At 65.5% G+C, this 24,916-nt stretch carries 22 protein-coding genes and 1 tRNA gene; 14 read left to right on the top strand and 9 right to left on the bottom strand.

The window, feature by feature from the left end; all coding sequences use genetic code 11:
* Positions 1–1,083, top strand: a complete 1,083-nt coding sequence (gene pheS, locus Q8M85_RS19010; RefSeq protein ID WP_305547497.1) for a phenylalanine--tRNA ligase subunit alpha — start codon at positions 1–3, stop codon at positions 1,081–1,083.
* Complete coding sequence (locus tag Q8M85_RS19005) at positions 1,084–1,539, top strand: hypothetical protein (protein ID WP_305547495.1); 456 nt, start codon at positions 1,084–1,086, stop codon at positions 1,537–1,539.
* A 34-nt stretch (positions 1,540–1,573) separates the two neighbouring features.
* On the opposite strand, the gene Q8M85_RS19000 is transcribed toward Q8M85_RS19005, so the two are convergent.
* From Q8M85_RS19000 to Q8M85_RS18985, 4 genes are read right to left on the bottom strand one after another with little or no spacing between them, the layout of a single operon-like run.
* A complete protein-coding gene (locus Q8M85_RS19000; RefSeq protein WP_305547493.1) occupies positions 1,574–2,761 on the bottom strand; it encodes a TIGR03862 family flavoprotein in 1,188 nt (395 codons plus the stop codon).
* On the bottom strand, positions 2,745–3,992 hold the full coding sequence (locus Q8M85_RS18995) for a mechanosensitive ion channel family protein (RefSeq protein WP_305547891.1): 1,248 nt from the start codon (positions 3,990–3,992) through the stop codon (positions 2,745–2,747). Before Q8M85_RS18995 ends, Q8M85_RS19000 begins: the two co-directional genes overlap by 17 nt.
* Before the next feature lie 48 nt (positions 3,993–4,040).
* A complete protein-coding gene (gene speB / locus Q8M85_RS18990; RefSeq protein WP_305547491.1) occupies positions 4,041–4,985 on the bottom strand; it encodes an agmatinase in 945 nt (314 codons plus the stop codon).
* Positions 4,982–5,599, bottom strand: coding sequence for an enoyl-CoA hydratase/isomerase family protein (locus Q8M85_RS18985; RefSeq protein ID WP_305547489.1), 618 nt, complete (start codon positions 5,597–5,599; stop codon positions 4,982–4,984). The genes speB and Q8M85_RS18985 overlap by 4 nt, the downstream gene beginning before the upstream one ends.
* A 106-nt stretch (positions 5,600–5,705) precedes the next feature.
* Here Q8M85_RS18985 and Q8M85_RS18980 point away from each other — a divergent pair, with 106 nt between their 5' ends.
* The 4 genes from Q8M85_RS18980 to Q8M85_RS18965 all read left to right on the top strand — a co-directional run bounded on the left by Q8M85_RS18980 (position 5,706) and on the right by Q8M85_RS18965 (position 12,041).
* Positions 5,706–7,214, top strand: a complete 1,509-nt coding sequence (locus Q8M85_RS18980; protein ID WP_305547487.1) for a DUF2125 domain-containing protein — start codon at positions 5,706–5,708, stop codon at positions 7,212–7,214.
* Between the two features lie 83 nt (positions 7,215–7,297).
* The gene (locus Q8M85_RS18975) at positions 7,298–8,641 is read left to right on the top strand and encodes a TldD/PmbA family protein (RefSeq protein WP_305547485.1); all 1,344 of its coding nucleotides are present in this window, start codon (positions 7,298–7,300) and stop codon (positions 8,639–8,641) included.
* Complete coding sequence (locus Q8M85_RS18970; RefSeq protein WP_305547483.1) at positions 8,628–9,407, top strand: 3'(2'),5'-bisphosphate nucleotidase CysQ; 780 nt, start codon at positions 8,628–8,630, stop codon at positions 9,405–9,407. Before Q8M85_RS18975 ends, Q8M85_RS18970 begins: the two co-directional genes overlap by 14 nt.
* Positions 9,408–9,551: 144 nt before the next feature.
* Positions 9,552–12,041, top strand: a complete 2,490-nt coding sequence (locus Q8M85_RS18965; RefSeq protein WP_305547481.1) for a DEAD/DEAH box helicase — start codon at positions 9,552–9,554, stop codon at positions 12,039–12,041.
* Positions 12,042–12,118: 77 nt separating this feature from the next.
* Here Q8M85_RS18965 and Q8M85_RS18960 read toward each other — a convergent pair.
* The 4 genes from Q8M85_RS18960 to Q8M85_RS18945 form a co-directional block, all read right to left on the bottom strand.
* Positions 12,119–12,194: transfer RNA gene (locus Q8M85_RS18960), tRNA-Thr, on the bottom strand.
* 50 nt (positions 12,195–12,244) lie between these two features.
* Positions 12,245–13,693, bottom strand: a complete 1,449-nt coding sequence (locus tag Q8M85_RS18955) for a heme biosynthesis protein HemY (protein WP_305547479.1) — start codon at positions 13,691–13,693, stop codon at positions 12,245–12,247.
* Positions 13,693–14,817 (bottom strand): hypothetical protein, encoded by a 1,125-nt coding sequence (locus Q8M85_RS18950; RefSeq protein ID WP_305547477.1) that lies wholly within the window; start codon positions 14,815–14,817, stop codon positions 13,693–13,695. The genes Q8M85_RS18955 and Q8M85_RS18950 overlap by 1 nt, the downstream gene beginning before the upstream one ends.
* Positions 14,818–14,870: 53 nt before the next feature.
* Positions 14,871–15,503 (bottom strand): uroporphyrinogen-III synthase, encoded by a 633-nt coding sequence (locus Q8M85_RS18945; RefSeq protein ID WP_305547475.1) that lies wholly within the window; start codon positions 15,501–15,503, stop codon positions 14,871–14,873.
* 137 nt (positions 15,504–15,640) lie between these two features.
* Here Q8M85_RS18945 and tsaD point away from each other — a divergent pair, with 137 nt between their 5' ends.
* From tsaD to Q8M85_RS18925, 4 genes are read left to right on the top strand one after another with little or no spacing between them, the layout of a single operon-like run.
* Positions 15,641–16,726, top strand: coding sequence for a tRNA (adenosine(37)-N6)-threonylcarbamoyltransferase complex transferase subunit TsaD (gene tsaD, locus Q8M85_RS18940; RefSeq protein WP_305547473.1), 1,086 nt, complete (start codon positions 15,641–15,643; stop codon positions 16,724–16,726).
* The gene (locus Q8M85_RS18935; RefSeq protein WP_305547471.1) at positions 16,723–17,676 is read left to right on the top strand and encodes an NAD(P)H-dependent glycerol-3-phosphate dehydrogenase; all 954 of its coding nucleotides are present in this window, start codon (positions 16,723–16,725) and stop codon (positions 17,674–17,676) included. Before tsaD ends, Q8M85_RS18935 begins: the two co-directional genes overlap by 4 nt.
* A gap of 2 nt (positions 17,677–17,678) precedes the next feature.
* Positions 17,679–17,951: a YciI family protein gene (locus Q8M85_RS18930; protein ID WP_305547889.1), complete on the top strand. Its 273-nt coding sequence runs from the start codon at positions 17,679–17,681 to the stop codon at positions 17,949–17,951.
* Complete coding sequence (locus Q8M85_RS18925; RefSeq protein ID WP_305547887.1) at positions 17,948–18,367, top strand: EVE domain-containing protein; 420 nt, start codon at positions 17,948–17,950, stop codon at positions 18,365–18,367. The genes Q8M85_RS18930 and Q8M85_RS18925 overlap by 4 nt, the downstream gene beginning before the upstream one ends.
* On the opposite strand, the gene Q8M85_RS18920 is transcribed toward Q8M85_RS18925, so the two are convergent.
* Positions 18,364–19,374 (bottom strand): LacI family DNA-binding transcriptional regulator, encoded by a 1,011-nt coding sequence (locus Q8M85_RS18920; RefSeq protein ID WP_305547469.1) that lies wholly within the window; start codon positions 19,372–19,374, stop codon positions 18,364–18,366. The genes Q8M85_RS18925 and Q8M85_RS18920 overlap by 4 nt on opposite strands.
* A gap of 126 nt (positions 19,375–19,500) precedes the next feature.
* On the opposite strand from Q8M85_RS18920, the gene Q8M85_RS18915 reads away from it, so the two are divergent.
* The 4 genes from Q8M85_RS18915 (at position 19,501) to Q8M85_RS18900 (ending at position 24,913) form a co-directional block, all read left to right on the top strand.
* Positions 19,501–21,840 carry an alpha-L-rhamnosidase gene (locus tag Q8M85_RS18915; protein ID WP_305547467.1) on the top strand — a complete coding sequence of 780 codons (2,340 nt, stop codon included), beginning with the start codon at positions 19,501–19,503 and terminating at the stop codon, positions 21,838–21,840.
* A 25-nt stretch (positions 21,841–21,865) separates the two neighbouring features.
* A complete protein-coding gene (locus Q8M85_RS18910; protein WP_305547465.1) occupies positions 21,866–23,143 on the top strand; it encodes an ABC transporter substrate-binding protein in 1,278 nt (425 codons plus the stop codon).
* 67 nt (positions 23,144–23,210) lie between these two features.
* Positions 23,211–24,077 (top strand): carbohydrate ABC transporter permease, encoded by an 867-nt coding sequence (locus tag Q8M85_RS18905; RefSeq protein ID WP_305547463.1) that lies wholly within the window; start codon positions 23,211–23,213, stop codon positions 24,075–24,077.
* Positions 24,074–24,913 (top strand): carbohydrate ABC transporter permease, encoded by an 840-nt coding sequence (locus Q8M85_RS18900; protein WP_305547461.1) that lies wholly within the window; start codon positions 24,074–24,076, stop codon positions 24,911–24,913. The genes Q8M85_RS18905 and Q8M85_RS18900 overlap by 4 nt, the downstream gene beginning before the upstream one ends.
* Positions 24,914–24,916 lie beyond the last annotated feature (3 nt).

The raw sequence follows: 24,916 nt of genomic DNA, 5'->3' as shown, positions 1-24,916 counted from the left end.
ATGGACGGGATCGACACGCTGAAGGCCAAATATCTGGCGGCGGTGGCCGGTGCGGCGGATGAGGCCGGGCTGGAAGAGGTCCGCGTCGGCGCGCTGGGCAAGAAGGGCGAGATTTCAGGCCTGATGGCTGGGCTGGGGAAGATGGACCCCGAGCAGCGCAAGGCCGCGGGGGCCAGCCTGAACGCGCTGAAGGACGAGATTGATGCGGCCTTGCGGGCGCGCAAGGTCGCGCTGGGCGATGCCGCGCTGGACGAGCGGCTGAAGACCGAGTGGCTGGACGTGACCTTGCCGGGGCGGCCCAGACCGCGCGGGACCGTGCATCCGGTGTCCCAGGTCATGGACGAACTGACGGCGATCTTTGCCGACATGGGGTTTTCGGTGGCCGAGGGGCCGCAGGTCGAAAGCGACTGGTACAACTTCGACGCGCTGAACATCCCCCCAGAGCACCCCGCGCGGCAAGAGCATGACACGTTCTTCATGGCGCGGGCCGAGGGCGACAACCGCCCGCCGAATGTGCTGCGGACCCATACGTCTCCGGTCCAGATCCGGGCGATGATGGCCCAGGGCGCGCCGATCCGGGTGATCGCTCCCGGGCGCGTGTACCGGATGGACATGGACCAGACGCACACGCCGATGTTCCACCAGGTCGAGGGGCTGGCGATTGACCGGGCCATCAGCATGGCGAACCTGAAATGGTGCCTGGAGGAGTTCTGCCGCGCCTTTTTCGAGGTGGATAAGGTGGAGCTGCGGTTCCGCGCCAGTCACTTCCCGTTCACCGAGCCTTCGGCTGAGGTCGACATCCGTTATTCCAACGTCGGCGGTCAGTTGAAGATCGGCGAGGGCGACAAGTGGATGGAGATTCTTGGGTCGGGGATGGTGCATCCGAAGGTGCTGGCGGCGGCGGGGGTGGACCCGACCCAGTGGCAGGGCTTTGCCTTCGGCATGGGGATCGACCGGATCGCGATGCTGAAATACGGCATCCCGGACCTGCGGGCGTTCTTCGAGGCCGACCTGCGCTGGCTGCGGCACTATGGGTTCAGCGCGCTGGACGTGCCGGATCTGGCGGGCGGGCTGTCGGCCTGAATGGACGACCCGGACCTTTCCGCGCGCAAGCATCTGGCCGGGAGTGACCCGGCCTTTCCGGCGCGGCGGGAAGAGGCCTGGGGGCGGATCGTTGCGGCTTTGGACGGGCTTCTGGTTCCGGCTGGGTATACGCTTGCAAAGACGACCTGGAGCAGGGTGACCGGAGCGGGGAAGTCGGCCGTGCATCTGCAGCGCAACCGCTATGGCTGGGACGTGCAGATCATCCTGCGCTTCGTGACCCCGGACGGCGGCTTGCCCGATCACGCGGACTGGCCGGGCGGCGAGGATGTCACGCTGGCCGAGTTTTTTGAACGGGCGGAAACCGATCCGGGGACTCTTGCCTTCGTCGATGTGCTGGACCGGCCAGAGTGTCTGGACCTGGCGGTGGAGATCCTGCGCGAACAGGCGCTGCCGTGGTTCGAGGCGCTGCACCAGGATCTGCCACCGATGATGTGATCCGTGGTCTCGCCCAGACGCCCGAGGCCCCGGATCACGTCCGGGGCGGGGACGCTTGTTGCAGGCGTCGCACCGCAGCCTGACCCGCCCAGCGGCCTGTGGCCCAGCAGGCGGTGAGGAGATAGCCCCCGGTTGGTGCCTCCCAGTCCAGCATTTCTCCGGCAACGAAGGTGTTGGGGAGCGCTTTCAGTTCCAGGTCGGGGGTGACGGCTTCCCACGCGACGCCCCCAGCCACCGAGATGGCTTCGTCCAGAGGGTTCGGGCCTTGCAGGGGAATCGGCAGGTGCTTGAGCCTGGCGAAGGGTTCGGTTCGAGAGAACTCCATCACCAAAGCGATCTGGGTGCGGTCGAGGCCAAGCTTGCGCAGGCGGTTCGTGGTGCTTTCGCCGGGTTTCATCTTCGCCAGGCGGCGGGTGATCTCGTCCTCGTCCAGATCGGGAAGAAGGTCGAGCGTCAGTGTATATGCATCGCGTAGATACTTGTATATACTGTATATTCCGCCGCCTTCCACGCCCTTGGCCGAAATCACGAACTCTCCACGTTCGCGGTGGTTGCCTGCCAGCAGGGCGGTGCCCTTGACTGGTTGGCCGAAGACCGGGGTCATGTGGGAAGACCAGTCCACGCGGAAGCCCATGTTGGCGGGCCGCCAGTCGGTGATCTGGACGCCCTTGTCGCGCAGCCACGAAACCCAGGCGCCGTCGGAGCCGAGGCGGGACCAGCTGGCGCCGCCCAAGGCGAGGATGGTGACTTTTGGGGTCAGGGTCTGGGGGCCGGAGGGGGTGTCGAAGGTGAGGGCGCTGCCGTCAACGCCGGTCCAACGCCAGCGGGTGCGGATTTCGACGCCTTGGGCGGTCAGACGCTGAACCCAAGCCCGCAAAAGGGGCGAAGCCTTCATCGCCACGGGGAAGACCCGGCCTGAGGAGCCGGTGTAAAGGTCTTGGCCCAGGCTGCGGCACCAGTCCTGAACGTCTTGCGGGCCGAAGTCGGCGAGGATCGGACGCAGGTGGGGGGTGTCGTAGCGGGAGACGAAGGACTCCTCGGCTTCGTCTTTGGTAACGTTCAGACCGGATTTTCCCGCCATGAGGAACTTGCGTGCGACGGTGGGTTTGGCCTCGACGACAAGAGTTTGCACGCCTGCCTTCGCCAGTTCCTCGGCCGCCATCAGTCCGGCGGGGCCTGCTCCGATGACGAGGGCTTGGGGGGCCTCAGGCTGCGGGGGCATTGCGGAGTTCGACGACGCGGTGGGGGTAGGGCATCTGAATACCAGCCTCTTTCAGCGCGTTCCAGATGGCGAAAAGGACGGGGGAGCCGTACTTGTTCTTGCCGTCGTCGATGCCCGCGACCCAGTATTCGACTGCGAAGTCGACGCTGCTTTCGCCAAAGCCCCGCAACTCGCAGTCCGGGCCGTCGGGGGCTTTCAGGACAAAGGGGAGTTTGGATACAGCGCGTTCGATTATATCGGGAACGATGTTTATGTCGGTGTGGTATGTCACTGAAAACAAGGCCTCGTAGCGATTTGCGCTGCCCTGGTCAGAGTAGTTGACGACGCGGGTGGTGATGAAGTGTTCGTTCGGGACGACGATCCACTTGCCGTCGAAGGTCTCTAGTATGCAGGCGCGGGCAGTCATCTTGACGATGGTGCCCGCCTCGCCGCCATCGAGTTCGACGTAGTCGCCGACGGTAGTTTGTCCCTCCAGAAGCAGGATGATGCCCGACACGAAGTTCGCGGCGATCTGTTGCAGGCCAAGGCCGATGCCGACACCCAAGGCGCCGCCAAGCACGGCGACGGCGGTCAAGTCGATCCCCATGATCGACATCAGAAGCAGGAAGGCCGCGCCAAAGATCGCGATTTCACTGGCCTTGATTGCCAGTTCGCGGGTGGCAGGGCGCAGGTCGGGCTGCGATTTGATGTAGCCAGAGCTTTGTCGGTTCGACCAGGCACCGAGCCAGAACAGCAGCGCCCCGGCAATGGCGCCCCGGATCAGGCCAAGGGCGGTGAAGCGGATTTCGCCAAGATTGACCTGCGCGGCGTCAAGGTAGGCCGTGACCTCATCCAAGACGCCCAGCGCGTTCAGCGCCATGACGGGCAGAAGGATGTAGCGACCCATCAGCTTCAGGAGGCCGGGGGGCAGGATACGGCGGACCACTTCAAGCGCCGCCAGGAGAAGGAAGACCCGCTTGCCGAAGGCGATGACCTCGCCGCTGCCGAAGGTGGCACGGGTCAGGCCCTCGCCCACCGCCGTCAGGGAATAGGCCAGCAAGGGCAGCAGCAACGGCAGGAATTGCAGGGCAAAGCGGCGCAGGCGGGCAATGATGTGCGTGGATTCAAGCTTTGGAGTCAGGCTGCGTTCGATCGCGGGCGTGAACCGGCGCGCCAGCAGGCGGGCGGCAATGTAGGCAAGGATCAGGAGTGCGAACTGCGACAGGGCGGCGGGCGACGAAAGCCAGCCCATCCCAATGTCGATTGCGTCTTGAAGCCAGGCTTGCAGCTGCTCCACGCCTTACCTCCGGTTATGGGCGATGCGCCCGATGGTGTTGAGGAGGATCTGCGCGGCAAGGATCGTGGTGGTGCCGGAATGGTCGTAATCGGGCGCGACTTCGACAAGGTCGATGCCGATGATGTTGCCTTGTTTGGTGAGGCCGTCGATCAGCTCCAGCACCTCGTAATACAGGAACCCGCCGTGCGAGGGGGTGCCGGTGCCGGGGGCGATAGAGGGGTCGAAGCCGTCGATGTCAATGGTCAGGTAGTAGTCCACGCCCTTGGGGATGCGGGCGAGGGTCGCATCCACCCCCAGTTTGCGGATCTGGCGCACCGACAGGATGTCGTCGCCCATCGCGCGGGCGGCGTCGTAGCCGTCCTTGGCAGTGGAACTGACGTTGCGGATGCCAAGGGCGGTGATGCCCTTGACGTGATCCTGTTCCGCCGCGCGGCGCATCGGGTTGCCGTGGCCGTGGCGAACGCCGTGGCGGACATCGACGAAATCGAGGTGGGCGTCGATCTGGACGATGTGCAGCGGGCGGCCTGCAAAGGCGCGGATGCAGGGGATGTTGATCGAGTGATCGCCGCCGAGGACCACGGGAACAGCACCAGAGGCGAGGATGGCGCGGACGCCCTTTTCGATGTTGGCGTGGCTGGTTTCGGTGTCGGTGTGGACGATGTCGGCGTCGCCGATGTCCAGGATGCGGACGCCCTCCAGGTAGGTCACGTCGTCTTCGTGGTCATAGGCCCCGGCGTGGCCGAAGGAGAACAGGGTCGACGCTTCGCGGATGCCGCGGGGGCCAAAGCGGGCCCCGGCGCGGAACTGGGTGCCGAAGTCGAAGGGCGCGCCAAGGATGGCGAAGTCGGCCTCGATTGCGGACCAGTCGGGCTGGTAGGGGTTCTTGCCAAAGGTCGCAATGCCGACGAAAGGCAGGTTCAGGCGGCCCTTGTCATAGCTGTTCGTCATGGCGTGTCCCCGTTGGTCATGCGTTTCAGGGCGGCAACATGCCCCGGATCAGCGGCAAGCGCCTGTTCGGCCAGCGACATCGCGGTGTCGGTGAGGGCCTCGGGTGCGCAGATGCGGTCGACCAGCCCCCAGGCGAGAGCAGTTTCGGAGTCGATCCGCTGCCCTGCGAGGAGGATCATTTTCGCACGAGCCGGACCGACGAGCGCGGCGAGGCGGGCAGGGTCCGAGGGTTGCGGGCGGTAGCCCAACCGCATCACCGGATAGAAGAACGTCGCCAAAGGCACGGCGATGCGCAGGTCGCAGGCCAGGGCCACACCCATTGCTCCGCCCGCCAGGGTGCCGTTCAGCGCGGCGATGCTCAGGCCGGGAAAAGCGGCGATGGCGCCCGAGGCGGCCTCCCACGCAGGCGACAGGCCAAGCCCCTGCTTCATGCCGTCAAGGTCGGCCCCGGCAGAGAAGACTTTCCCCTCGGCCGTCAGGATCAGGACTTTGGCGGAAGTCTCTCTGACGACAGCGGCCAGGCCTTCCAGCATCGTTTCTGTAAGCGCATTGGCCTTTTCCGGGCGGGAAAGGGTGATCGTGCAGCAGTCAGCCGCGTTGTGAACCCTGATCATCGCAGCACCATAAGACATTCCCCACCTGCACCGGGGGAATCCCTTGACGCCCCCAGGACGAGATAGAAAGGTTGCGGCAGCGAATTCAACCCGAAAGGCATAGGCCATGATCCGTTCCCTGACCTCATCTTCTGCAATTGCCCTCGTATTTCTTGCCACCGGCGCCAGTGCCGACGTCACCCCGCAGGAGGTTTGGGCCAGCTGGCAGGCGATGGCCACGGCGGCGGGGCAGGAGCTGACGGTCGGCAATACCTCGGATACCGGCTCGGCCATCGAGGCGACGGAAGTGGTGATCGCCTACAAGGACGATCTGGGTGGCAGCGCGTCGGTTTCCTTCGACAGGCTGACCTTCACCGACAATGGCGACGGCACGGTCAAGGTGACGATGCCGGACAGCTATCCGATCCAGCTGGCCTTCCCCGACCAGGGCGAGGGGCCGGGGTCGATGAAGCTGACGGTCAGCCAGCCGGGACTGCAGATGACGGCTGGCGGCAGTGCGACCGAGACGAGCTATGACATTTCGGCCCCGTCGACCACGGTGACGCTGGATGAGGTGACGGACGAGACTGGCAAGGTGCTGGACACTCAGGCAGAGCTGGCGATGACCGAACTCGCGGCGAAGTACTCGGTATCGCAGAACGGCGAGGGGACGGTGCTGGACAGCAGCTTTTCGTCCGGCTCGATGGTGCTGAAGCTCACCGGCAAGGATGCGGAGGGTGCTGGTGGTGGCACGGTGGAGGTCAGCTTTGCCGATGTCACCGGGGCGACCAAGGGCAACTTCCTGTCGGCCGAGCTGATGGCGAACATGGCGGCGGCGCTGAACTCGGGCTTCACGATGGACACCAGCCTGAACTTCGGCGCGATGACGATGACTGCCGACATCACCGACGAGGCCGGGCCCAGCAAGCTGGCGGCCACGGCGACGGGGGGCGGCTTCTTGGTGGCAATGGACAAGACGCGGCTGAACTATGGCACCTCGCTGAACGGCGCGAAGTTCACCGTCTCGGGCGCGGACATCCCCTTCCCGCAGGTCGAGGTGGCCTTTGCGGAAAGCGGGTTCAACGTCGTGATGCCGGTGTCCAAGTCCGACGTGGCGCAGGATTTCAGCTTCCTGACCAAGGTCGTGGACTTCACCGTGTCCGAGGATATCTGGGGCCTCTTTGACCCCGCAGGGTCGCTGTCGCGTGAGCCCGCGACGGTCATCGTCGACCTGAAGGGCCTGGGCTATTGGGAGCAGGACCTGATGGACCCGTCGCTGCAGATGGAGGGCGCGCAGCCACCCGGCAAGCTGGAAAGCCTGGACCTGACGCAGGTGCTGGCCAAGGCGGCGGGGGCCGAGGTTTCGGCTATCGGAGGGTTGACCTTCGACAACACCGACCTTGCGACCTTTGGCGGCGTTCCGCGGCCGGATGGGAAAATCACGATCAACATCAAGGGCGTGAACCAGCTGGTCGACAACCTGATCGCGCTGGGCATCCTGACCAATGACGATGCGATGGGCTTCCGCATGGGCCTGGGCATGTTCGCGCGTCCAGGTGCGGGGCCAGATGAGCTGGTCTCGGAGATCGAGTTCAAGGACGGCGGACTGTTCGCAAACGGGATGCAGCTGCAATAAGGCGTGACGGCCTGGCGTGACGGCCCGGCCTTGCACCCGGCGACGGGCAGGACTACCTCCTGCACCTGACCAGAGGTGGACCCATGACACGCAGCCTTTCCGATCTGAGCCACGCCCTTCTGGATGCCGCCCGCAAGGCGGGGGCCGAAAGCGCCGACGCGATGGCGGTCGCGGGGACTGCGGTTTCGATCGAGATCCGCAAGGGCGCGTTAGAGACGGCAGAGCGGTCGGAAGGCGTCGAGATCGGGCTTCGGGTGCTGATCGGGCGGCGGCAGGCCTGCGTCTCGGCCTCGGATACCTCGGACGCGACGATCCGGGCCCTTGCGGAACGCGGCGTTGCGATGGCCCGCGAGGCGCCCGAGGACGCGACGGCGGGGCTGGCAGATGTGTCGCAACTCGCGTCAGGTTGGGACCTGGCGGCGCTGGACCTGGCGGACCCGGCAGGGGAGCCGGGGGCAGCGGTGCTGGAAGCCTCGGCCCGGGCCGTGGAAGCGGCGGCTTTGGAGGCAAAGGGGATCACGCAGGTCGAAGCCTCGGCGGCCTATAGCCAGCGGGCCCTGCATCTGGCGGCGTCGAACGGGTTCTCGGGTGGTTATGGGCGGACGTCGACGTCCCTCTCGGCGGTAGCCTTCACTGGCAGTGGCACGGACATGCAGCGCGATTATGCGGGCGAGGGGCGTATATACGCCTTGGATATGCCGTCTCCGGTCGACATCGGGCGACTGGCGGCGGAACGGACACTGGCGCGGGTCGGGTCGGTGAAGCCGAAGACCGGGACCTTTGCAGTGGTCTACGACGAACGGGTTGCCGCGTCCCTGGTTGGGCACCTGTTGTCGGCGATCAACGGGTCGTCGATTGCGCGCGGGTCAAGTTGGGCGCGCGACCTTCTGGGCAAGCAGGTGCTGCCTGCGGGGCTTTCGCTGGTCGAAGACCCGCATCGGGCGCGAATCGGGTCCTCACGGCCCTTTGACGGAGAAGGGCTGGCGACAAAGCGGCGCGAGATCGTTGTGGATGGGGTGCTGACCGGCTGGGTGCTGGACCTGGCGACCGGACGAAAGCTGGGGATGGCCTCGACCGCGAATGCGTCGCGGGGGACTTCGGCACCTCCGTCACCGTCAACGACGAACATCGACCTGACGCAGGGGTCTGTTGGCCGTGACGACCTGCTGAAGCAGATGGGCACAGGGCTGCTGGTGACTTCGATGATCGGGTCCACGATCAACCCGACGACGGGGGATTATTCGCGCGGGGCCTCGGGGTTTTGGGTCGAGAACGGGCAGCTGGCCTATCCGGTGCATGAATGCACCATCGCGGGGAACCTGAAGGACATGCTGCTGCGGATCGTGCCCGCGAACGACGCGCGGCCGCATCTGTCGACGCGGGTGCCATCCATCCTGATCGACGGGATGACCCTTGCCGGCGCGTGATCTGGCCCTGCTGACCGACGCCGCGCGCGAGGCGGGGCGGATCGCCATGCGCTATTGGCGCAAGGACCCGCAAGTCTGGGACAAGGGCGGCGAGCATGGGCCGGTGACCGAGGCTGACCTTGCGGTCAACGACATGCTGAAGGCGAAGCTTCTGGCCGCGCGGCCGGACTATGGCTGGCTGTCCGAGGAGACGCCTGATTCGGCGGAGCGGCTGGCTGTAGATACAGTGTTCATCATCGACCCGATCGACGGCACGCGGGCCTTCGTGGCGGGCGAAGAGACCTGGGCTCATTCGCTGGCGGTGGCGCACAAGGGGCGCGTGACAGCGGGGGTCGTGTATCTGCCGGCAATCGACCGTATATACGTGGCGTCCGAGACCTCGGCCCCGCTGCGGGACGGTGAGGTGATCCGGGCCAGCGGGCGCGAACGGCTGGAGGGTTCCAACATCCTGACCACCAAGGCGAACATGGCGCCCGAGAAGTGGCCGGGCGGGGTGCCCGAGATCACGCGGAGCTTCCGCGCCTCCTTGGCCTACCGGATGTGTCTGGCGGCGGAGGGGCGATTCGACGGGATGCTGACGCTGCGCGATGCCTGGGAATGGGATATCGCGGCGGGCTCATTGATCGCGGAAAAGGCGGGCGCCGTGGTCACGGATCGGCAAGGCAAGCATCTGCGGTTCAACGCGCCTACCGCTTTGGCCGAAGGCGTTCTGGCCTTGCCGCCGAAGCTGCACGCTGAGGCGATGGTGCGGCTCGTGGGGACGTAAAGGCCTATACACCAGGGCCGGTTTCGTTTACTGGCCCCGAACGGTCGAGATTCCGGGACTGTGGGCGAGGAGGCCCGCACCAAGGGGACAGAGGCCGTTTGGCTTTGATGGGCGCATGGCTTCGCCCCCCTTTGGAAAGACATCATGACGATTGAAAACGTGGCCGCGCCGCTGGCGCAGGCTTTGGCCCTCAAGGGCTATGAAGCGCTGACCTCGGTGCAGGACGCTGTTCTGGCCGAAGGCGTCGCGGGGCGCGACCTTCTGGTCTCGGCGCAGACCGGGTCGGGCAAGACGGTGGCCTTTGGCCTGGCCATCGCGCCGGAAGTGCTGAACGGGCAGGACGCGCTGCTGTATGCCGATCACCCGCTGGCGCTGGTCATTGCACCGACGCGCGAACTGGCGCTGCAAGTCGCGCGTGAGCTGGAGTGGCTCTACGCCGGAGCCGGGGCCAAGATCGCGACCTGTGTCGGCGGCATGGACTACCGCACCGAAAAGCGCGCGCTGGAGCGTGGCGCACATATTGTCGTCGGCACTCCCGGCCGGTTGCGCGACCATATCGAACGCCGAAGCCTTGACCTGTCGGGTCTGAAGGCGGCGGTGCTGGACGAAGCGGACGAGATGCTGGACCTCGGGTTCGCCGAGGATCTGGAGTTCATCCTGGCGGCGGCCCCGGAAGAGCGGCGGACGCTGATGTTCTCGGCCACGGTGCCGAAGGAAATCGAGAAGCTGGCGGGGACCTTCCAGAAGGACGCGCTGCGGATTCAGGCGCAGGGTGAGGCCAAGCAGCACGTCGACATCGAATATCAGGCACTTAGCGTGGCGGTCCGCGACCGTGAGCATGCGATTTTCAACGTGCTGCGCTACTATGATGCGCGGACGGCCATCGTTTTCTGCAAGACGCGGGTGAACGTGAACCACCTGCTCGCCCGCATGGGCAACCGGGGGTTCCAGGTCGTGGCGCTGTCGGGTGAGCTGAGCCAGCAGGAACGGACCCATGCGCTGCAGGCGCTGCGGGACGGGCGGGCTCGGGTCTGTATCGCCACCGACGTCGCGGCCCGGGGCATCGACCTGCCGGGTCTGGAGCTGGTGATCCATGCCGATCTGCCGTCGAACTCGGAGACCCTGCTGCACCGGTCGGGTCGGACGGGGCGGGCTGGCAAGAAGGGCGTCTCGGCGCTGATCGTGACGCCGGCGGAATACAAGAAGGCGCAGCGGTTGCTGGCTGGGGCGAAGGTCGTGGCCGAATGGGGCTCGGCCCCCGGGGCGGACGATGTGCAGGCCAAGGACGACCTGCGGATTCTGGAGCATCCGTCGCTGACCATGCCCATCGGCGACGATTTGGGCATTGCCACGGACCTGCTGGAGCAGTTCGGGGCGGAGGCGTTGGCGGCTGCCTTCGTGCGGCTGTGGCGTGAGGGGCGGTCTGCCCCGGAAGTGCTTTCGACCGACCTTCCGGTCCCGCCGCCGTCTGCCCCGCGCGAACGGGGTGAGTTCGGACCGTCGGTCTGGTTCCGCATTTCTGTTGGTCGCGCTGGCCGTGCCGAGGCACGCTGGTTGCTGCCGAAAATCTGCGATGCGGGCAGCATCGCCAAGGATGGCATCGGCGCGATCCGGGTGCGTGAGGATGAAACCTTTGTGCAGATCTCCGAAGCCTTGGCCAGCCGGTTTGGTGGCACGGTCGAGCTGGACAAGGGCCTGACGATGGAGCGGATCGAGGGCGAGCCTGATCTGGACAAGCCACGCTTCGTCAAGCCCGAGCGTGCAGAACGTCCCGAACGCCGGGAGAAGCCGGCCTATGTTCCGAAGCCGCCGCGTGTGGTCGAGGAGGGGGAAGCCGATGCTCTGGCGCGCGAATACACCCCGAAGCCGAAGCCGAAGTATGAGCCGCGCGTTGCGGCCAGCGAGGCGCGGCCCGAGTGGAAGGACAAGCGGCAGGACGACCGCCCGGCCCGCCCGGCCTATTCGGATCGCGCCCCGCGTGCTGAAGGGGTGGACGAAGCTCCGAAGAAGCCGCGTTGGTCTCCTGACCAGAAGTCGGCCCCGCGTTCGACCGGGTTCAAGAGCCACGGTGGCGCGGCGGATCGACCGGCCCGTGCCGTGGGCTACAAGAGCCATGCCAGCGAAGGTGGTGGCTACAAGGGCAAGCCGGAAAACTACAAGCCGCGAGATGAAGGTGCTGCCCCGAGGGCCGAGGGGGATCGCCCGGCCCGCAAGCCCTATGCTGCGAAGACCGAAGGCTACAAGCCGCGTGGAGATTATGCTCCGCGTGCGGAAGGCGACCGTCCGGCCCGCAAGCCTTATGCCGCGAAGACCGAAGGCTACAAGCCTCGCAGCGAGGGGTTCAAACCGCGTGAGGATGGGGACCGTCCGGCGCGCAAGCCCTATGCGGCAAAGCCCGAAGGCTTCCGTCCGCGTGAGGACGGCGACCGGCCGAAGAAGACCTATGCGCCGAAGGGCGACGATGCGCGGCCCTATGTGAAGCGCGAAGGTGCCGGCAAGCCGGGTGGCCCGAAAAGCTTTGGGACCAAGAAACCGTTCGACCGGGCTGGCGCGTCCGACCGCCCGGCCAAGCCGCGCGCGGATGCCAAGGACACCTCCAAGCGGTTCGTGCCGCCAAAAGGTCCGAAGCGCTGAAGCCTGAAAAACAGCAAAGCCGCCGGACCGAAGGGTCTGGCGGCTTTTGCTTCTGTCGCGGTGGCCTGAGAGAAGAATGGTGCCGGAGAAGGGACTCGAACCCCCGACCCCATCATTACGAATGACGTGCTCTACCAGCTGAGCTACACCGGCACTCTTCTCTGCGCGGGGCTATTAGCACCGCCCATCCGCAGTGTGTAGCCCTAATTTGCGCGGCGGGCAATCTCGTCCAGGGGAAGCTGCGCTTCCGGTGGGGGTTCGGGGGCTGGTTCCGGCTCGGGTCGTGCGTCCATCAGGGGCAGAAGCTCGGCCAGGGCAGGTGAGGTGCTGGTCGCGGGGGGCGTCTTCCAGGACAGGGTGTCGAAACTGCCGCAGTTGTCGCAGACCGGCTGCCAACCATCGTGGATGGCGTGACACTTGTCGCAGACCCATTGCGGACCACGGGGGGCTGCGATGGCGCGCGCGACCAGATCGCGGACGATGGAATCTTCTGCTCCCTCGCCCCGTGCGACTGCGGCCAGAATGGCCAATGCCCGCTGCGTCGGCGCCCGGGTCGCGACGTCGTCCAGCGCGCGGCGGGCGCCGGGGAAGTCTTCTGCGGCCAGCAGAAGCTCGGCCAGCAGCATTTTCGATTCGTCGGCGTCCGGGCGGGCATTGGTCAGGGTGCGGAAGCGTTTCAGGCGCTCCTGCGGCGTCTCATCCGGCTCGATCTCGGAAAAGGCGCTGGCCAGGTCGGGGTGCGGCAGGACTTCCCAGGCTTTCTTCAGCACGCGGGTCGCATGCTTGCGGTCGCCCTTGGAGATGTAGCCGCGCGCGGCCATTGCTGCGGCGGGGATCAGGTCGGGCGACAGGCGGTTCGCTTCGATGGCGGCCTCGCGCGCCTCGATGCTGGCGGCGTCGTCAAAGACCGTGCGGGCCTGCTGCAACGCCAGAACGGCATCGCGGCGGCGGTAGACGTCCTTGGGCAGCGCGCCGGTCTTGAGTTTTGCGCCCAAGGTGGCACGGGCCCCCGACCAATCACCTGCATCGGATTGCAGATGCAGCAGAATGTCCTGCGTTTCGGCATGCTTGGGGCGCAGCTCGAAGGCCTTTTCTGCCAGCTTCAGTGCCACTTCGCGGTCACCCTCGGCCAACTTCTGCTGGAGGAGGCCGCGCACGCCGACAAACCGGGTCGCGTCGTCCTTGAGCAGGGTCTTGTACGCCTCGGTCGCACGCCGATGGTCGCCCGAGGCCTCGGCGGCCTGGGCAACAAGCAGGGTGGTCAGCTCGGGCTTTCCGAGCAAACGCTCGGCATTCTGGGCGCGGGTCAGGGCAAGGCGCGGCTCGCCCGAAGCCAGCGCCATCATGCCTTCGGACAGCGCCTTGTAGCCCTTGCGTTCACGATTGCGGTCGAAATAGCGGGAAATCGCGGTTTCGTCGCCGTTCAGGAAACGGAACGTCGCGCCCAGCAGGCCAAGTATCTTCAACGTCAGCCAGACGGCGATGAAGAGGACGACACCCAGAATGACGGCCTGCACCGGGCCGATGGTGAACTCCCACCCGGCGACAATGATCCGCAGCGCCTGGCCCGTTTCGGACAGAAGGCCCGCGCCCAGAGCCAGCGCGGCGATGATGACGACGAAGAGGACGACCTTTGTCAGCGACCAGAGCATCATTCCCCCCTAGCGGACTGCAGCGCCGCAGCAGCCAAGAGATGCGCCTGCGCCTGCGCCAGCCACGGGTCCAACGCGGCCTTTACGGTGGGGTCCAGCGGTTGCAGTTCGGCCACGGCATCGGCGACGCGGCCGTCGGTCAGGGCGAAATCTGCGCGGGAGAGGATCGCGTCGGGCGTGTCGCCCTCCATCGGCGTGAGTGGACGCGCGCCGGTCTGAGAGGCCAGGAAATCGACCAGACGACCGCCCCAGCCGTCTTTCGCGCCAGTCTCGCGCGCGATCCGCAGGGCCTCGCGGGCGGCATCGGGGAAAGCGTCTTGCAGCTGAGCCAGGGTCGGGATGCCGGTTTCGGCAAGGGGAGCAAGCACTTGCGAAACGGCCGGATCGTCGAGTGCCTGCAACTCGGCTCCGAAAGCCTCACCAGCCGACAGCCGTGCTGCCAACGCATCCAGGGCCTGCGTCCGCTGGGCGGCAGCAGTGGCAACGGCGGCCTCTTCCGCGCGGGCGGTGGCGGTGGCCTCTGCCTCGTCCAGACGCGCAAGGGCGGCGTCGAGCTGCTGTTGCAGTTCGGCCGAGGCGCCCTGCGGCACGGCGGCCAATCGCCTTTCAAGCTCTGCAAGCTTGGCAGTCACGGCGGCGGTCGAAGCGGCGCCGTCGGTCGGCATCGCCTCGATTGCCGCAAGACGCTGGTCGAAGGCGTCCAGGCGCGAGAGGTCGGGGGTTTGGGGCGCGGGGGCGGTCTCCAGCTGCGCCACCCGTTGGGAAAGCGCCGCAAGGTCGTGGGACTGGCTTTCCAGGCCAGAGATTTGGGTTCGGACGTCAGTCAGTTGCGTGGTCAGGCCGGCCACCTCAGCCGTCGAGTCGGCCGGACGCAGGTCCAGCACGTCGAAGTGCGACAGGGCAAAGCCGCCGATGGCTGCCAGAGCACCGCCGATCAGGGGGGCTATGACACTGCTACGGCGGACGATCACCTGCGACGGGGGTGGGGGCAACGGTGCGTCGGGCGGTGCTGGGGCCGGATCGACCGGATCGGTCACCACGAAGGGCTCGTTGGCGACGGTCTCGACCGGGGGCGTGTCCTGTGGCGGCACGGCCTCAGGCTGGGGGTCCTTGCGTCTGGTCATGCTGCGGCCCTTTCCGTCCCTGGGCCTAACCTAAGCACTCGCCGCCCGCAGGTTCAAGGCGGGGGGAGGCCGACAAGCAAGGTTTCGACCGCATCCAGCATGGCGGGGCCGTCGGGGTGGCTGGCAATGGTCAGCACGACGCAAGACAGGTCACCCAAGGCATCGGCGACGGTGCCGCTCATCGCTGCGATGTGCAGCCGCGCGCTGGTGTCGTCGGGAAGCGCTGCGCGGAAAAGCCGGGCGGTGCGGGGGGAAAAGAGCGGAACGATGACGTCTACCGGTTCGCGCAGCAGGGCAAGTGCCTGCGGTGCCAGAGACTGCGGTTCCTGTACATACACGACCGCCTCATCAGTGTGGAACCCAATATTACGCAGATTTGACAATATGTTGGAGGCCGTATCTACACCACGTAGATACAAAATCGAACCATCAGGAGGATCGGCAGTGATGGCCGCAACAAGCGCTTTTGCATCCCCGTCGGCGGACTTGGCCCGAAACCCGGCGGCAGTGGCGGCTTCGGCGGTCTTGCGCCCTACGCACCATGCAAGAGAGGGCAGGCGCGCTGTCATCGCACGCGAGGCCGGAACGGCTTGCGCCGAAGTAAAGATGACTGCCGCATAGTCACGGTCAGGTAACGGGGGCGTCAGGTTGCGTGGCACAAGAAGCGGAGAGAGGACCGGCTGCACTCTTGCACCGAAACGGGTCGTCAGGGCCTTGGCGAAGGCCTGCCCTTCATCCGGCGGGCGGGTCACGAGGACGGGTGCGGATTGTGTCGCCATGTCCAAGGTGTTACCTGCCTGGGACCCTTCACGCAACGGCGGGCATGGACCGGACCCTTACCCTTCTTGGCATCGAATCAAGCTGCGACGATACGGCGGCTGCGGTGGTGCGTCTTGGGAAGACGGGGCCGGAAATCCTGGCATCGCAGGTCCTGAGTCAGACGGCCCTTCACGAAGCCTTTGGTGGCGTAGTGCCCGAGATCGCCGCGCGGGCGCATGCCGAGCGGCTGGACGGCGTGGTCGAGGATGCCTTAGCGGCTGCGGGCGTCTCGCTGGACCAGATCGACGGGATCGCAGTCACGGCCGGGCCGGGGCTGATCGGTGGCGTATTGTCGGGTGTGATGCTGGCCCGTGGGCTGGCCGCAGCGCGAGGTTTGCCGCTGGTGCCGGTGAATCACCTTGCAGGTCATGCCCTTACGCCCCGTCTGACCGACGGGGTCGAATTTCCCTACCTGATGCTTCTGGTTTCGGGTGGCCATTGCCAGTTCCTTCTGGTGCAGGGGGTGGACCGCTTTGTACGCCTGGGCGGAACCATCGACGACGCCCCGGGCGAGGCCTTTGACAAGACGGCGAAACTGCTGGGCTTGCCGCAGCCGGGCGGGCCATCGGTCGAGGCCGAGGCGGCGCGGGGCGATGCAAAGCGCTTCACCTTCCCGCGCCCCCTGATGGACCGAGAGGGCTGCGACATGTCCTTTTCTGGCCTGAAGACCGCATTGCTGCGCGCGCGGGATGCCTTGGTGGCCGAGAAGGGCGGGATAACGGTGCAGGACCGCCGCGACCTTTGTGCCGGGTTCCAGGCGGCGGTCGCCGATGTGCTGGGAATGAAAACATCGCGCGCGATTGATATGGTGGGGGCGCGGCCCACGGCCTTGGCGGTGGCAGGGGGCGTTGCTGCAAACAAGGCCATTCGGTCCGTGTTGGAGACGGTTTCAGCCAAGGCCGGGGTGCCATTCCTTGCACCGCCGCTGCGGCTTTGCACCGACAACGCCGCGATGATCGCCTGGGCCGGGATCGAGCGTCTGAGGGCCGGTCTGTCGCCCACGATGGATTTTGTCGCCCGCCCGCGTTGGCCGCTGGACGATCGCTCTCCGGCCTTGCTTGGCTCGGGGAAGAAGGGGGCCAAGGCATGATCGGGATCGCGGGGGCAGGGGCTTTCGGAACGGCCCTGGCGCTGGCTCTGGCCAAAAGGGGGCATGAGGTCCGGCTTTGGGCGCGCAACCCGGATCAAGTGCGGCTCATGCGCGAGACGGGGCGCAACGACACTGCGCTGCCTGGGGTGGAGCTGCCGGGGACTGTCTCGGCTCACGAGGACATCGGGGAAGTCTGCGGCGGGGATGCTTTGCTCCTGACCATGCCGATGCAGGCTTTGGGCGGTGCCTTGGACGCCTGGCCGCAGATCGACGGCCGGCAACCGCTGGTCGCCTGCTGCAAGGGCGTGGACCTGACAACCCTGCGCGGGCCGGTGGCGGTGATCGAAGCGCGGCGCCCCGGCGCACAGGCGGCAATCCTGACCGGGCCAAGTTTCGCGGCCGACATCGCGAGGGGGCTGCCGACGGCGCTGACGCTGGCGACGCGGGATGGCGGGGCGTTGCAAGAGCTGCTTTCGACTCCGACCCTGCGTATATACAGGACCGATGATGTGATCGGGGCCGAACTTGGCGGGGCGTTGAAGAACGTGGTCGCCATTGCCGCCGGAACAGTGATCGGTGCCGGGCTGGGTGACAGCGCGCGGGCGGCATTGATGACGCGGGGCTATGCCGAGATGGTGCGGCTGGCTGGGGCCTTGGGCGGCAGGGCCGAGACGCTGGCGGGCCTGTCCGGCTTTGGCGACCTGGTGCTGACCTGTACGTCGGCGCAGTCACGCAACTTCCGCTTCGGCTGTGCGTTGGGAAAGGGCGAAGCCTTCGACCCCCGCCTGACGGTCGAGGGCGTGGCGACCGCCCGCGCCGTAGTCGAACTGGCCGCTGGGCGGGGGATCGAGATGCCGGTGACGGCGATGGTCAACGCGCTTGCCCTTGGAAGAATCGCATTGAATGATGCCATCGAGCAGCTGATGAGCCGCCCTCTGAAACAGGAATGACCATGCGTTACGCCTTGATTTGTCTGGACAAACCCAACGCTCTGCAAACCCGCGTCGAAAATCGCGCGGCGCATCTTGCGTATATACAAGAGACTGGCGTGGTCGAGCAGGCCGGACCCTTCATCGACGCCGCGGGGCAGATGTGCGGCAGCCTTCTGATCCTGGGCGTTGGCTCTTTAGCTGAAGCCGAGGCCTGGGCGGAAAGCGACCCCTACGCCAAGGCGGGGCTGTTCCAGTCGGTGATGGTGCAGGAATGGAAGCGGGTGATCGGATGAATTACTGGCTGTTCAAGTCCGAACCCGACGTGTGGGGCTGGGACCACCAGGTCGCTAAGGGCGACGAGGGCGAAGAATGGCACGGTGTGCGCAACTATCAAGCGCGCAACAACATGCGGGCGATGAAGCTTGGCGACCGTGGGTTCTTCTATCACTCGAACATCGGGAAAGAGGTCGTCGGCATCGTCGAGGTCTGCCGCGAAAGCAGCCCCGACAGCACTACGGATGACCCGCGCTGGGACTGCGTCTGGATCAAGGCCGTCAAACCGATGCAGCGGGCGATCACGCTGGACGAATGTAAGGTCATCCCCGGGCTGGAAAAGATGGTGCTGGTCAACAACACGCGCCTGTCCGTCCAGCCGGTCAGCCCCGAGGAATGGGCAATCCTTTGCCGCATCGGCGTGGTCGAGCCTTAAAAGCTCCCACGCGGGATGAGGGTTGGCTCGATCAGGATGTGTTCGGCGACCCGCCTGCCGTTCATCCGGGTGAACACAGCTTCGGCCGCCAGTTTTCCAAGCCGCGGACCGTCCTGGTCAACCGACGTAAGGTTGATCATTGCGAGGCCCGCCATCGGTGAGTTGTCATAGCCGATCAGCGCAAGGTCTTCAGGCACGCGCAGGCCCAGGCGAAGTGCCTCGCTGAGAAGCGGGATTGCGTCCAGGTCGGACCAGCAGAAGATCGCCCGGGGTCGGTCAGGGGCTGTCAGCATCTGGTGAATCTGATGGTCCCGGGGCGCGCCGTGCTGCGGCAGGGCCAGGATGCGAGGCGCAAGGTTCGCGGCCAGGATTGCGGTGCGGTAGCCGATCTCGCGCTGCGGGGCGACGTCGGCCAGGTGATCGTCCTGGTCGGTCTGGGTCAGGTAGGCAATGTCTTGGTAGCCCCGGTCGATCAGGGCCTGCACGGCAAGGCGAGCCCCCATCTGGTCGTCGTTGTTGATCGTGTCATAGCCTTGCGCGGCAGGTTCATGGTGGCCGACGACCACGATGGGGATCTGACGGGCGAAATGCTCCAGCGTCTCACCGGCAATCTGGCTGGCGACCAGGATCAGGCCGTCCATCCGGTTGTCGATCATCTGCTCGATCAGCGAAACCTCGGTTCGGGCGCGGGCGGCACCGACGCCGACCATGATCTTGTAACCGGCTGATTCCGTGACGCTTTCGATGCCCTGATAGATGCCGGGCAGGAAAGGGTTGTCGATCCCTACCAGAAGGACGCCCAGCGTGAAGGTGCGGCCTCGCATCCCCCGTGCGGCAACCGAGGGGCGGTAGCCAAGCCGTTCGATGCTGGCTTCGACCTTGAGCCGAAGGGCATCCGACACGCCATAGGCATTGCGCATGACCTTGGAGACGGCGGCGACAGACACGCCCGCATCCGCCGCGACGGTGCGGATCGTGACGCGGGTTTCTGTATCGCCATCGGCCATGCTGGTCTCCTTTCGGCACCCTAGCAAAAAACTGTTGCAAGGCAAATCGGCTTGTAGAATGATTTACGTAGAACGGTGCACGAAACGGGAGGAGACCTGATTCGGCACCCTTGGGAGGATGTCTGAATGGGCCTTGAGGGGCAGGTGCGGGCTTTGTCCGCAGCCGGTATCGGTTTGTCAAAGAACACTTTCACGGCGGAAATGATTGCTCCGACCTGCGACGCGGGCACGGGCGGGCCAGGGAGTTACGTCGCGCGCGATTTTTCATTGGAGCAGCTGGAACCGGGGACGGTCCTGCATCTCTCGGCTCAAGGTCTGTACCGCGCCTTTCTTAACGGACAGCGCGTGGGCGACGACCTCTTGACCCCCGGCTGGACCTGCTATGACGACCGGATCGCCTATCAGTCCTATGACGTCACCTCTCTTCTGCAACCGGGGCAGAACCGGCTGGAGATCTGGCTGGGTGACGGCTGGTATCGCTCGCGCCTGATGTGGGCGCTGAACCCGATCCCGAACACCTGGGGCGACCGGATCGGCGCCTTTGCCGAGTTGATGGCGGGCGGCAAGACGGTTCTGAAGACGGATGCTTCGTGGCGGTCGGGGCTGACGCCGGTGACGGGGAATGGCATCTACCACGGCGAGGACTACGACGCCCGGATTGCGGTTGTAGATACACATGGCGTCGAGGTGCTGCCCTTCGACCGCGCCCTACTGGTGCCGCATGAAACCGATCCGGTGAAGGAGATGGAGCCGGTTGCCCCGCTGGAAAGCTGGCAAGATGGCGAGACGGTGGTCTACGACTTCGGCCAGAATTGCGGCGCCTATGCGCGGATTGCGGTCCAGGGCCCGGCAGGCGCGCATGTGCGGGTGGAGTTCTCCGAGGTGCTGGGGCCGAACCGCGCCTTCGACAACCGGAACTTCCGATCGGCCCGGGCGGAGCAGCACTATACCCTGAAAGGCGCTGGCATCGAGACATACGCGCCGATGTTCACGTTCTTCGGTTTCCGCTACGCCCGCGTCACTCTGACCGGCGGGGCAAATATGGTGTCGATCCACCAGATCCCGGTGACCTCGGTCCCCGAACAGGCGGGCGGCTTCACCTGTGGCGAACCTTCGGTCAACCGGCTGGTCCTGAACACGATCTGGTCGCAGCGGTCGAACTTCATCGAGATTCCAACGGACTGCCCCCAGCGGGACGAACGCCTTGGCTGGACCGGCGACGCGCAGGTCTTTGCCGGGACTGCCTGCTGGCTGGCGGATTGCGAGAGCTTCCTGAAGAAGTATCTCCGCGATGTGCGACACGACATGCGACCCAACGGGGCGGTGCCGCATTTCTCGCCGGACCCGACCCGACTGCACCCGATCGAGGGGCGCGGCGACTGGGCTGGCTCAACCGGATGGGGCGACGCCATCGTCATTATCCCGTGGCAGTTGTATCTACACTATGGAGATACAGGTGTATTGACAGAAAACTTTCCGGCCATGCTTAAGTGGTTGGATTATCTGTGGAATATCTCCAACGGCCCGATCATCCGTCCGTCGGCGGAATGGGGCGGGCCTGGCTTTACCTTCGGCGACTGGATTCAGCCGGTTGGCGACAACCGCAAGCCGCGGCCGACCATCGCCGACGACTGCGCGGCGACAATCTACCACTTCATCTCGACCGACCTGGCGGCGAAAATTGCCGGACTGATTGGTGAGGAAGATCAGGCCAAGGCGCTGCGCGAGCGGGCGGAGGCGATCCGGGTCGCGTTCAAGAACGAGTTCTTTTCCCCCTCGGGCCGGATCGCGCACAACGACCAGACGTCCTGGAGCCTGGCGTTCCTCTATGGTCTGGTCCCGCCGGAATACCACGAGGCCGGGAAGGCCTATTTCCGCCGGGTGGTCGAGGATGCCGATGGGCTGATCGGAACGGGGTTCATCGGCACCCCGGCGATCCTGCCCGCGCTGACGATGCACGGGATGGCCGACCTGGCCGAGAAGATCTTCCTGAACCGCAAGGTGCCGGGCTGGCTGTATCAGGTGGACCGGGGCGCGACTTCGATATGGGAACGCTGGGACGCGCTGGGTGAGGATGGCACGATCTACGACCCCGACATGAACAGCTACAACCACTACGCCTACGGCGCGGTGTGCCAATGGCTGTTCGAGGGGGTGGCCGGTGTCGCTCCGGTACCTGGCAAGCCGGGCTTTGACGAAGTCACGCTGAACCCGCTGATCCTGCCCGCCCTCAACCCGGTGCAGGCCTGGCACGACTGCCGCCACGGCCGGATCGAGGCTGGCTGGGTGCTGGAGGGCAGCCGCGTGACCTATCGCGTGACCTTGCCGGAAGGCTGCACCGGGCGGCTGACCGCCAGCGACCAGCGCAAGGCTCTGACCCTGGACGGAAAGCCCGTCGAGGTGCCGGACACTGGCCTTCCCGTTCCCGCAGGAACGCACGAGATCACTTTTGACCTGACGACCTGACAATAACTCTGGGAGGAGACCCACCATGAAGACATTGCGTCACAGCGCGGCGCTTGCCGCCGCGATCACCCTCACCTCGGGCATGGCCCAGGCCGAAGTGACCCTGAACCTGCTTCTCGACGGCAACGCCGACACGATCACCATGATGGAGGCGCTGACCGCGGCCTACACTGCGGCGAACCCGGACGTCACCTTCGAGATGGAAAACCGCCCAGGCGGGTCCGAGGGCGACAACATGGTCAAGACCCGGCTTGCCACCGGCGAAGCGGGTGACATCATCCAGTACAATTCTGGCTCGCTGTTCCAGGCGCTGCGCCCCGCAGATACCTTGGCCGACCTGACCGACCTGCCGGGACAAGCGAACGTCATCGACAGCTTCAAGCCGGTCGTGACCGCCCCGGACGGGACCGTGCGCGGGGTGCCCTTCGGCGCGGCGATGGGCGGCGGAGTCTACTACAACCGCAAGCTTTATGAAGAGCTTGGCCTGAGTGTGCCCAAGACCTGGGACGAGTTCATGGCCAACAATGCCAAGATCAAAGAGGCAGGCAAGGTCCCGGTCGCCACGACCTTCGGTGATACCTGGACCAGCCAGCTTTTCGTGCTGGGCGACTTCTTCAACGTGCAGGCCGAGGTGCCGACCTTTGCCGACGACTACACCGCGAACAAGGCAAAGTATGCCAACACTCCGGCAGCGGCGCGGGGCTTCCAGTATCTTGAGGACGTGTTCAAGGCGGGCTACATGAACGAAGACTTCGGCGTGGCGAAGTTCGAGGACGGGATGCGCATGGTCGCCACCGGCGAGGCGGCGCATTATCCGATGCTGACCTTCGCGATGGCGACGGTGAAGCAGAACACGCCGGACAACATCAACGACCTGGGCTACTTCGCTCTTCCCGGACCGACCGCCGACAAGAACGGTCTGACCGTGTGGATGCCCTCGGCGCTGTACATCCCGGCGGCCTCGGCCAATGTCGATGCCGCGAAGGACTTCCTGAACTTCGTCGCATCGGTTGAAGGCTGCCAGGCGATGATCGGGGCCATCGGTGCGACCGGCCCCTACCTGATCAAGGATTGCGCCCTCCCCGCAGACGTGCCGCCCTCGGTCGCCGACATGCTGCCCTACTTCCAGACCGAAGGCGCTACCGCCCCGGCGCTGGAGTTCCTGTCGCCGATCAAGGGGCCGGCGCTGGAGCAGATCACGGTCGAGGTCGGGTCCGGCATCCGTCCGGCGGCAGAAGCGACGGCGCTTTACGACCAGGACGTCGAAAAGCAGGCCAAGCAGTTGGGCCTGCCGAACTGGTAACCTCCCGACACCAGTTCCGCCCCCGCCCACCCCAGACGGGCGGGGGCTTCCTTCAATCGAGACGATGATGGCCTCCAGACGCCCCTCGCCCTATCCCTACTGGTTCGTGCTGCCGGCAGCAGTGGTCTTCGTGACCCTGTTCCTGGTGCCGACCATCGCGAGCTTCTGGTTCAGCCTGACCCGCTGGGACCTGTTCGCTGCCGAGTTCATTGGCTGGGACAACTACCGCCAGTTCTTCAAGGAGCCGTTCCTGATCCAGGGCCTGACCAACACCCTGATCTACGCCGTGGTAACCTCGGGCGCGAAGACTGTGCTTGGGCTGATGCTGGCTGTCCTGCTTACCAGCGGGATCTGGATGCAGGGGTTCCTGCGGTCCGTCGTGTTCTTCCCGGTGCTGGTATCCACGATCGGCGTTGGCATCACCTTTGCCGCGCTGATGCACCCGACACGGGGGGTCATCAACCTGGGGCTGGAGTCGATCGGCATCGACGGCCCGGCCTGGCTATCGGACCCGGCGCTGGCGCTGTACTCGGTCGCGATGATCGACATCTGGAAGGGTGTGGGCCTGGCAACGCTGATCTACATCGCCGGTCTGGCGGCGATTTCCCCCGAATACTACGAAGCCAGCCGGATCGACGGCGCAACGCGGTGGCAGCAGTTCTGGCGCGTGACCGTGCCGCTGGTACGCCCCGCGACCGTGACGGTCGTCACCCTGTCGCTGATCGGCGGCCTGCGGTCCTTTGACATCATCTGGGCCACGACGCGCGGGGGACCTGGGTTCGCATCGGACGTCCTCGCCTCGGTGATCTACAAGCAGTATCAGGCAGGCTTCTATGGGCTGGCGACGGCCGGGAACGTGATCCTGTTCCTGCTCATCGCCGTCATCATCCTGCCCCTGACCTACTGGTTCAACAAGCGCGAGGTCGACCTGTGAGCCTGCGCCGCGACGCTACCCGCCGCCGCACCATCGGCATCCTCGCGCTGCTGGTCGCGACAGTCGTGTTCATTCTTCCCTTCATCTTCATCCTGTTCATGGCGGTGAAGACCAAGCAGGAGGCGGCGCTTTTCCTGTTCTCCTGGCCGTCGGAATGGCACTTCTGGCAGAACCTGGTCGACGTCGTGCAGACCCGCAACTACATGCTCATGCTGGCGTATTTCAACTCTATCGTCATCACCGTTGGGGCCGTCACCCTGCTTGTGATCTTCGGCGCGATGGTGGGCTATGTGCTGCAGCGCCGCCCCTCGGGCTGGAACAAGTTGATCTACGCCTGCATCCTGATCGGCTTGATGGTTCCCCCGGCTATCGTGCCGACGATCTGGGTCCTGCAGGCCATCGGCCTCTTCAAGACGATCCACGGAATGATCCTCATCCAGGTCGCCTATGGCCTGGCCTTCTCGGTCCTGCTCTACCGCAGCTTCATCGGCACCATCCCCCGGGATCTGGACGAAGCCGCCATCATCGACGGCGCGAAGTCCTGGCAGGTGTTCTTCAAGGTGATCCTGCCGCTTCTGAAACCCGTGACCGTCACGCTGATCGTCGTGCAGTCCATCGCCATCTTCAACGATTTCACCAACCCGCTGTATTACCTGCCCGGGAAAGAGAACGTCACCGTCCAGCTGACGCTCTTCAACTTCCAGAGCCAGTTCCAAAGCCAGTACAACCTTCTGTTCATGAACATCCTGCTGGTGACCATCCCGCCGCTTTTCGTGTTCATCTTCTTCAACCGCCAGATCGTCGCCGGAATGACCTCCGGCGCGGTGAAAGGGTAGCGC

This window comes from Tabrizicola sp. (genome assembly GCF_030694085.1).
In the GTDB taxonomy this organism is placed as follows: domain Bacteria; phylum Pseudomonadota; class Alphaproteobacteria; order Rhodobacterales; family Rhodobacteraceae; genus Tabrizicola.
The sequence above is the reverse complement of the archived record's forward strand: the minus strand, read 5'-3'. Positions and strand labels throughout refer to the sequence as shown.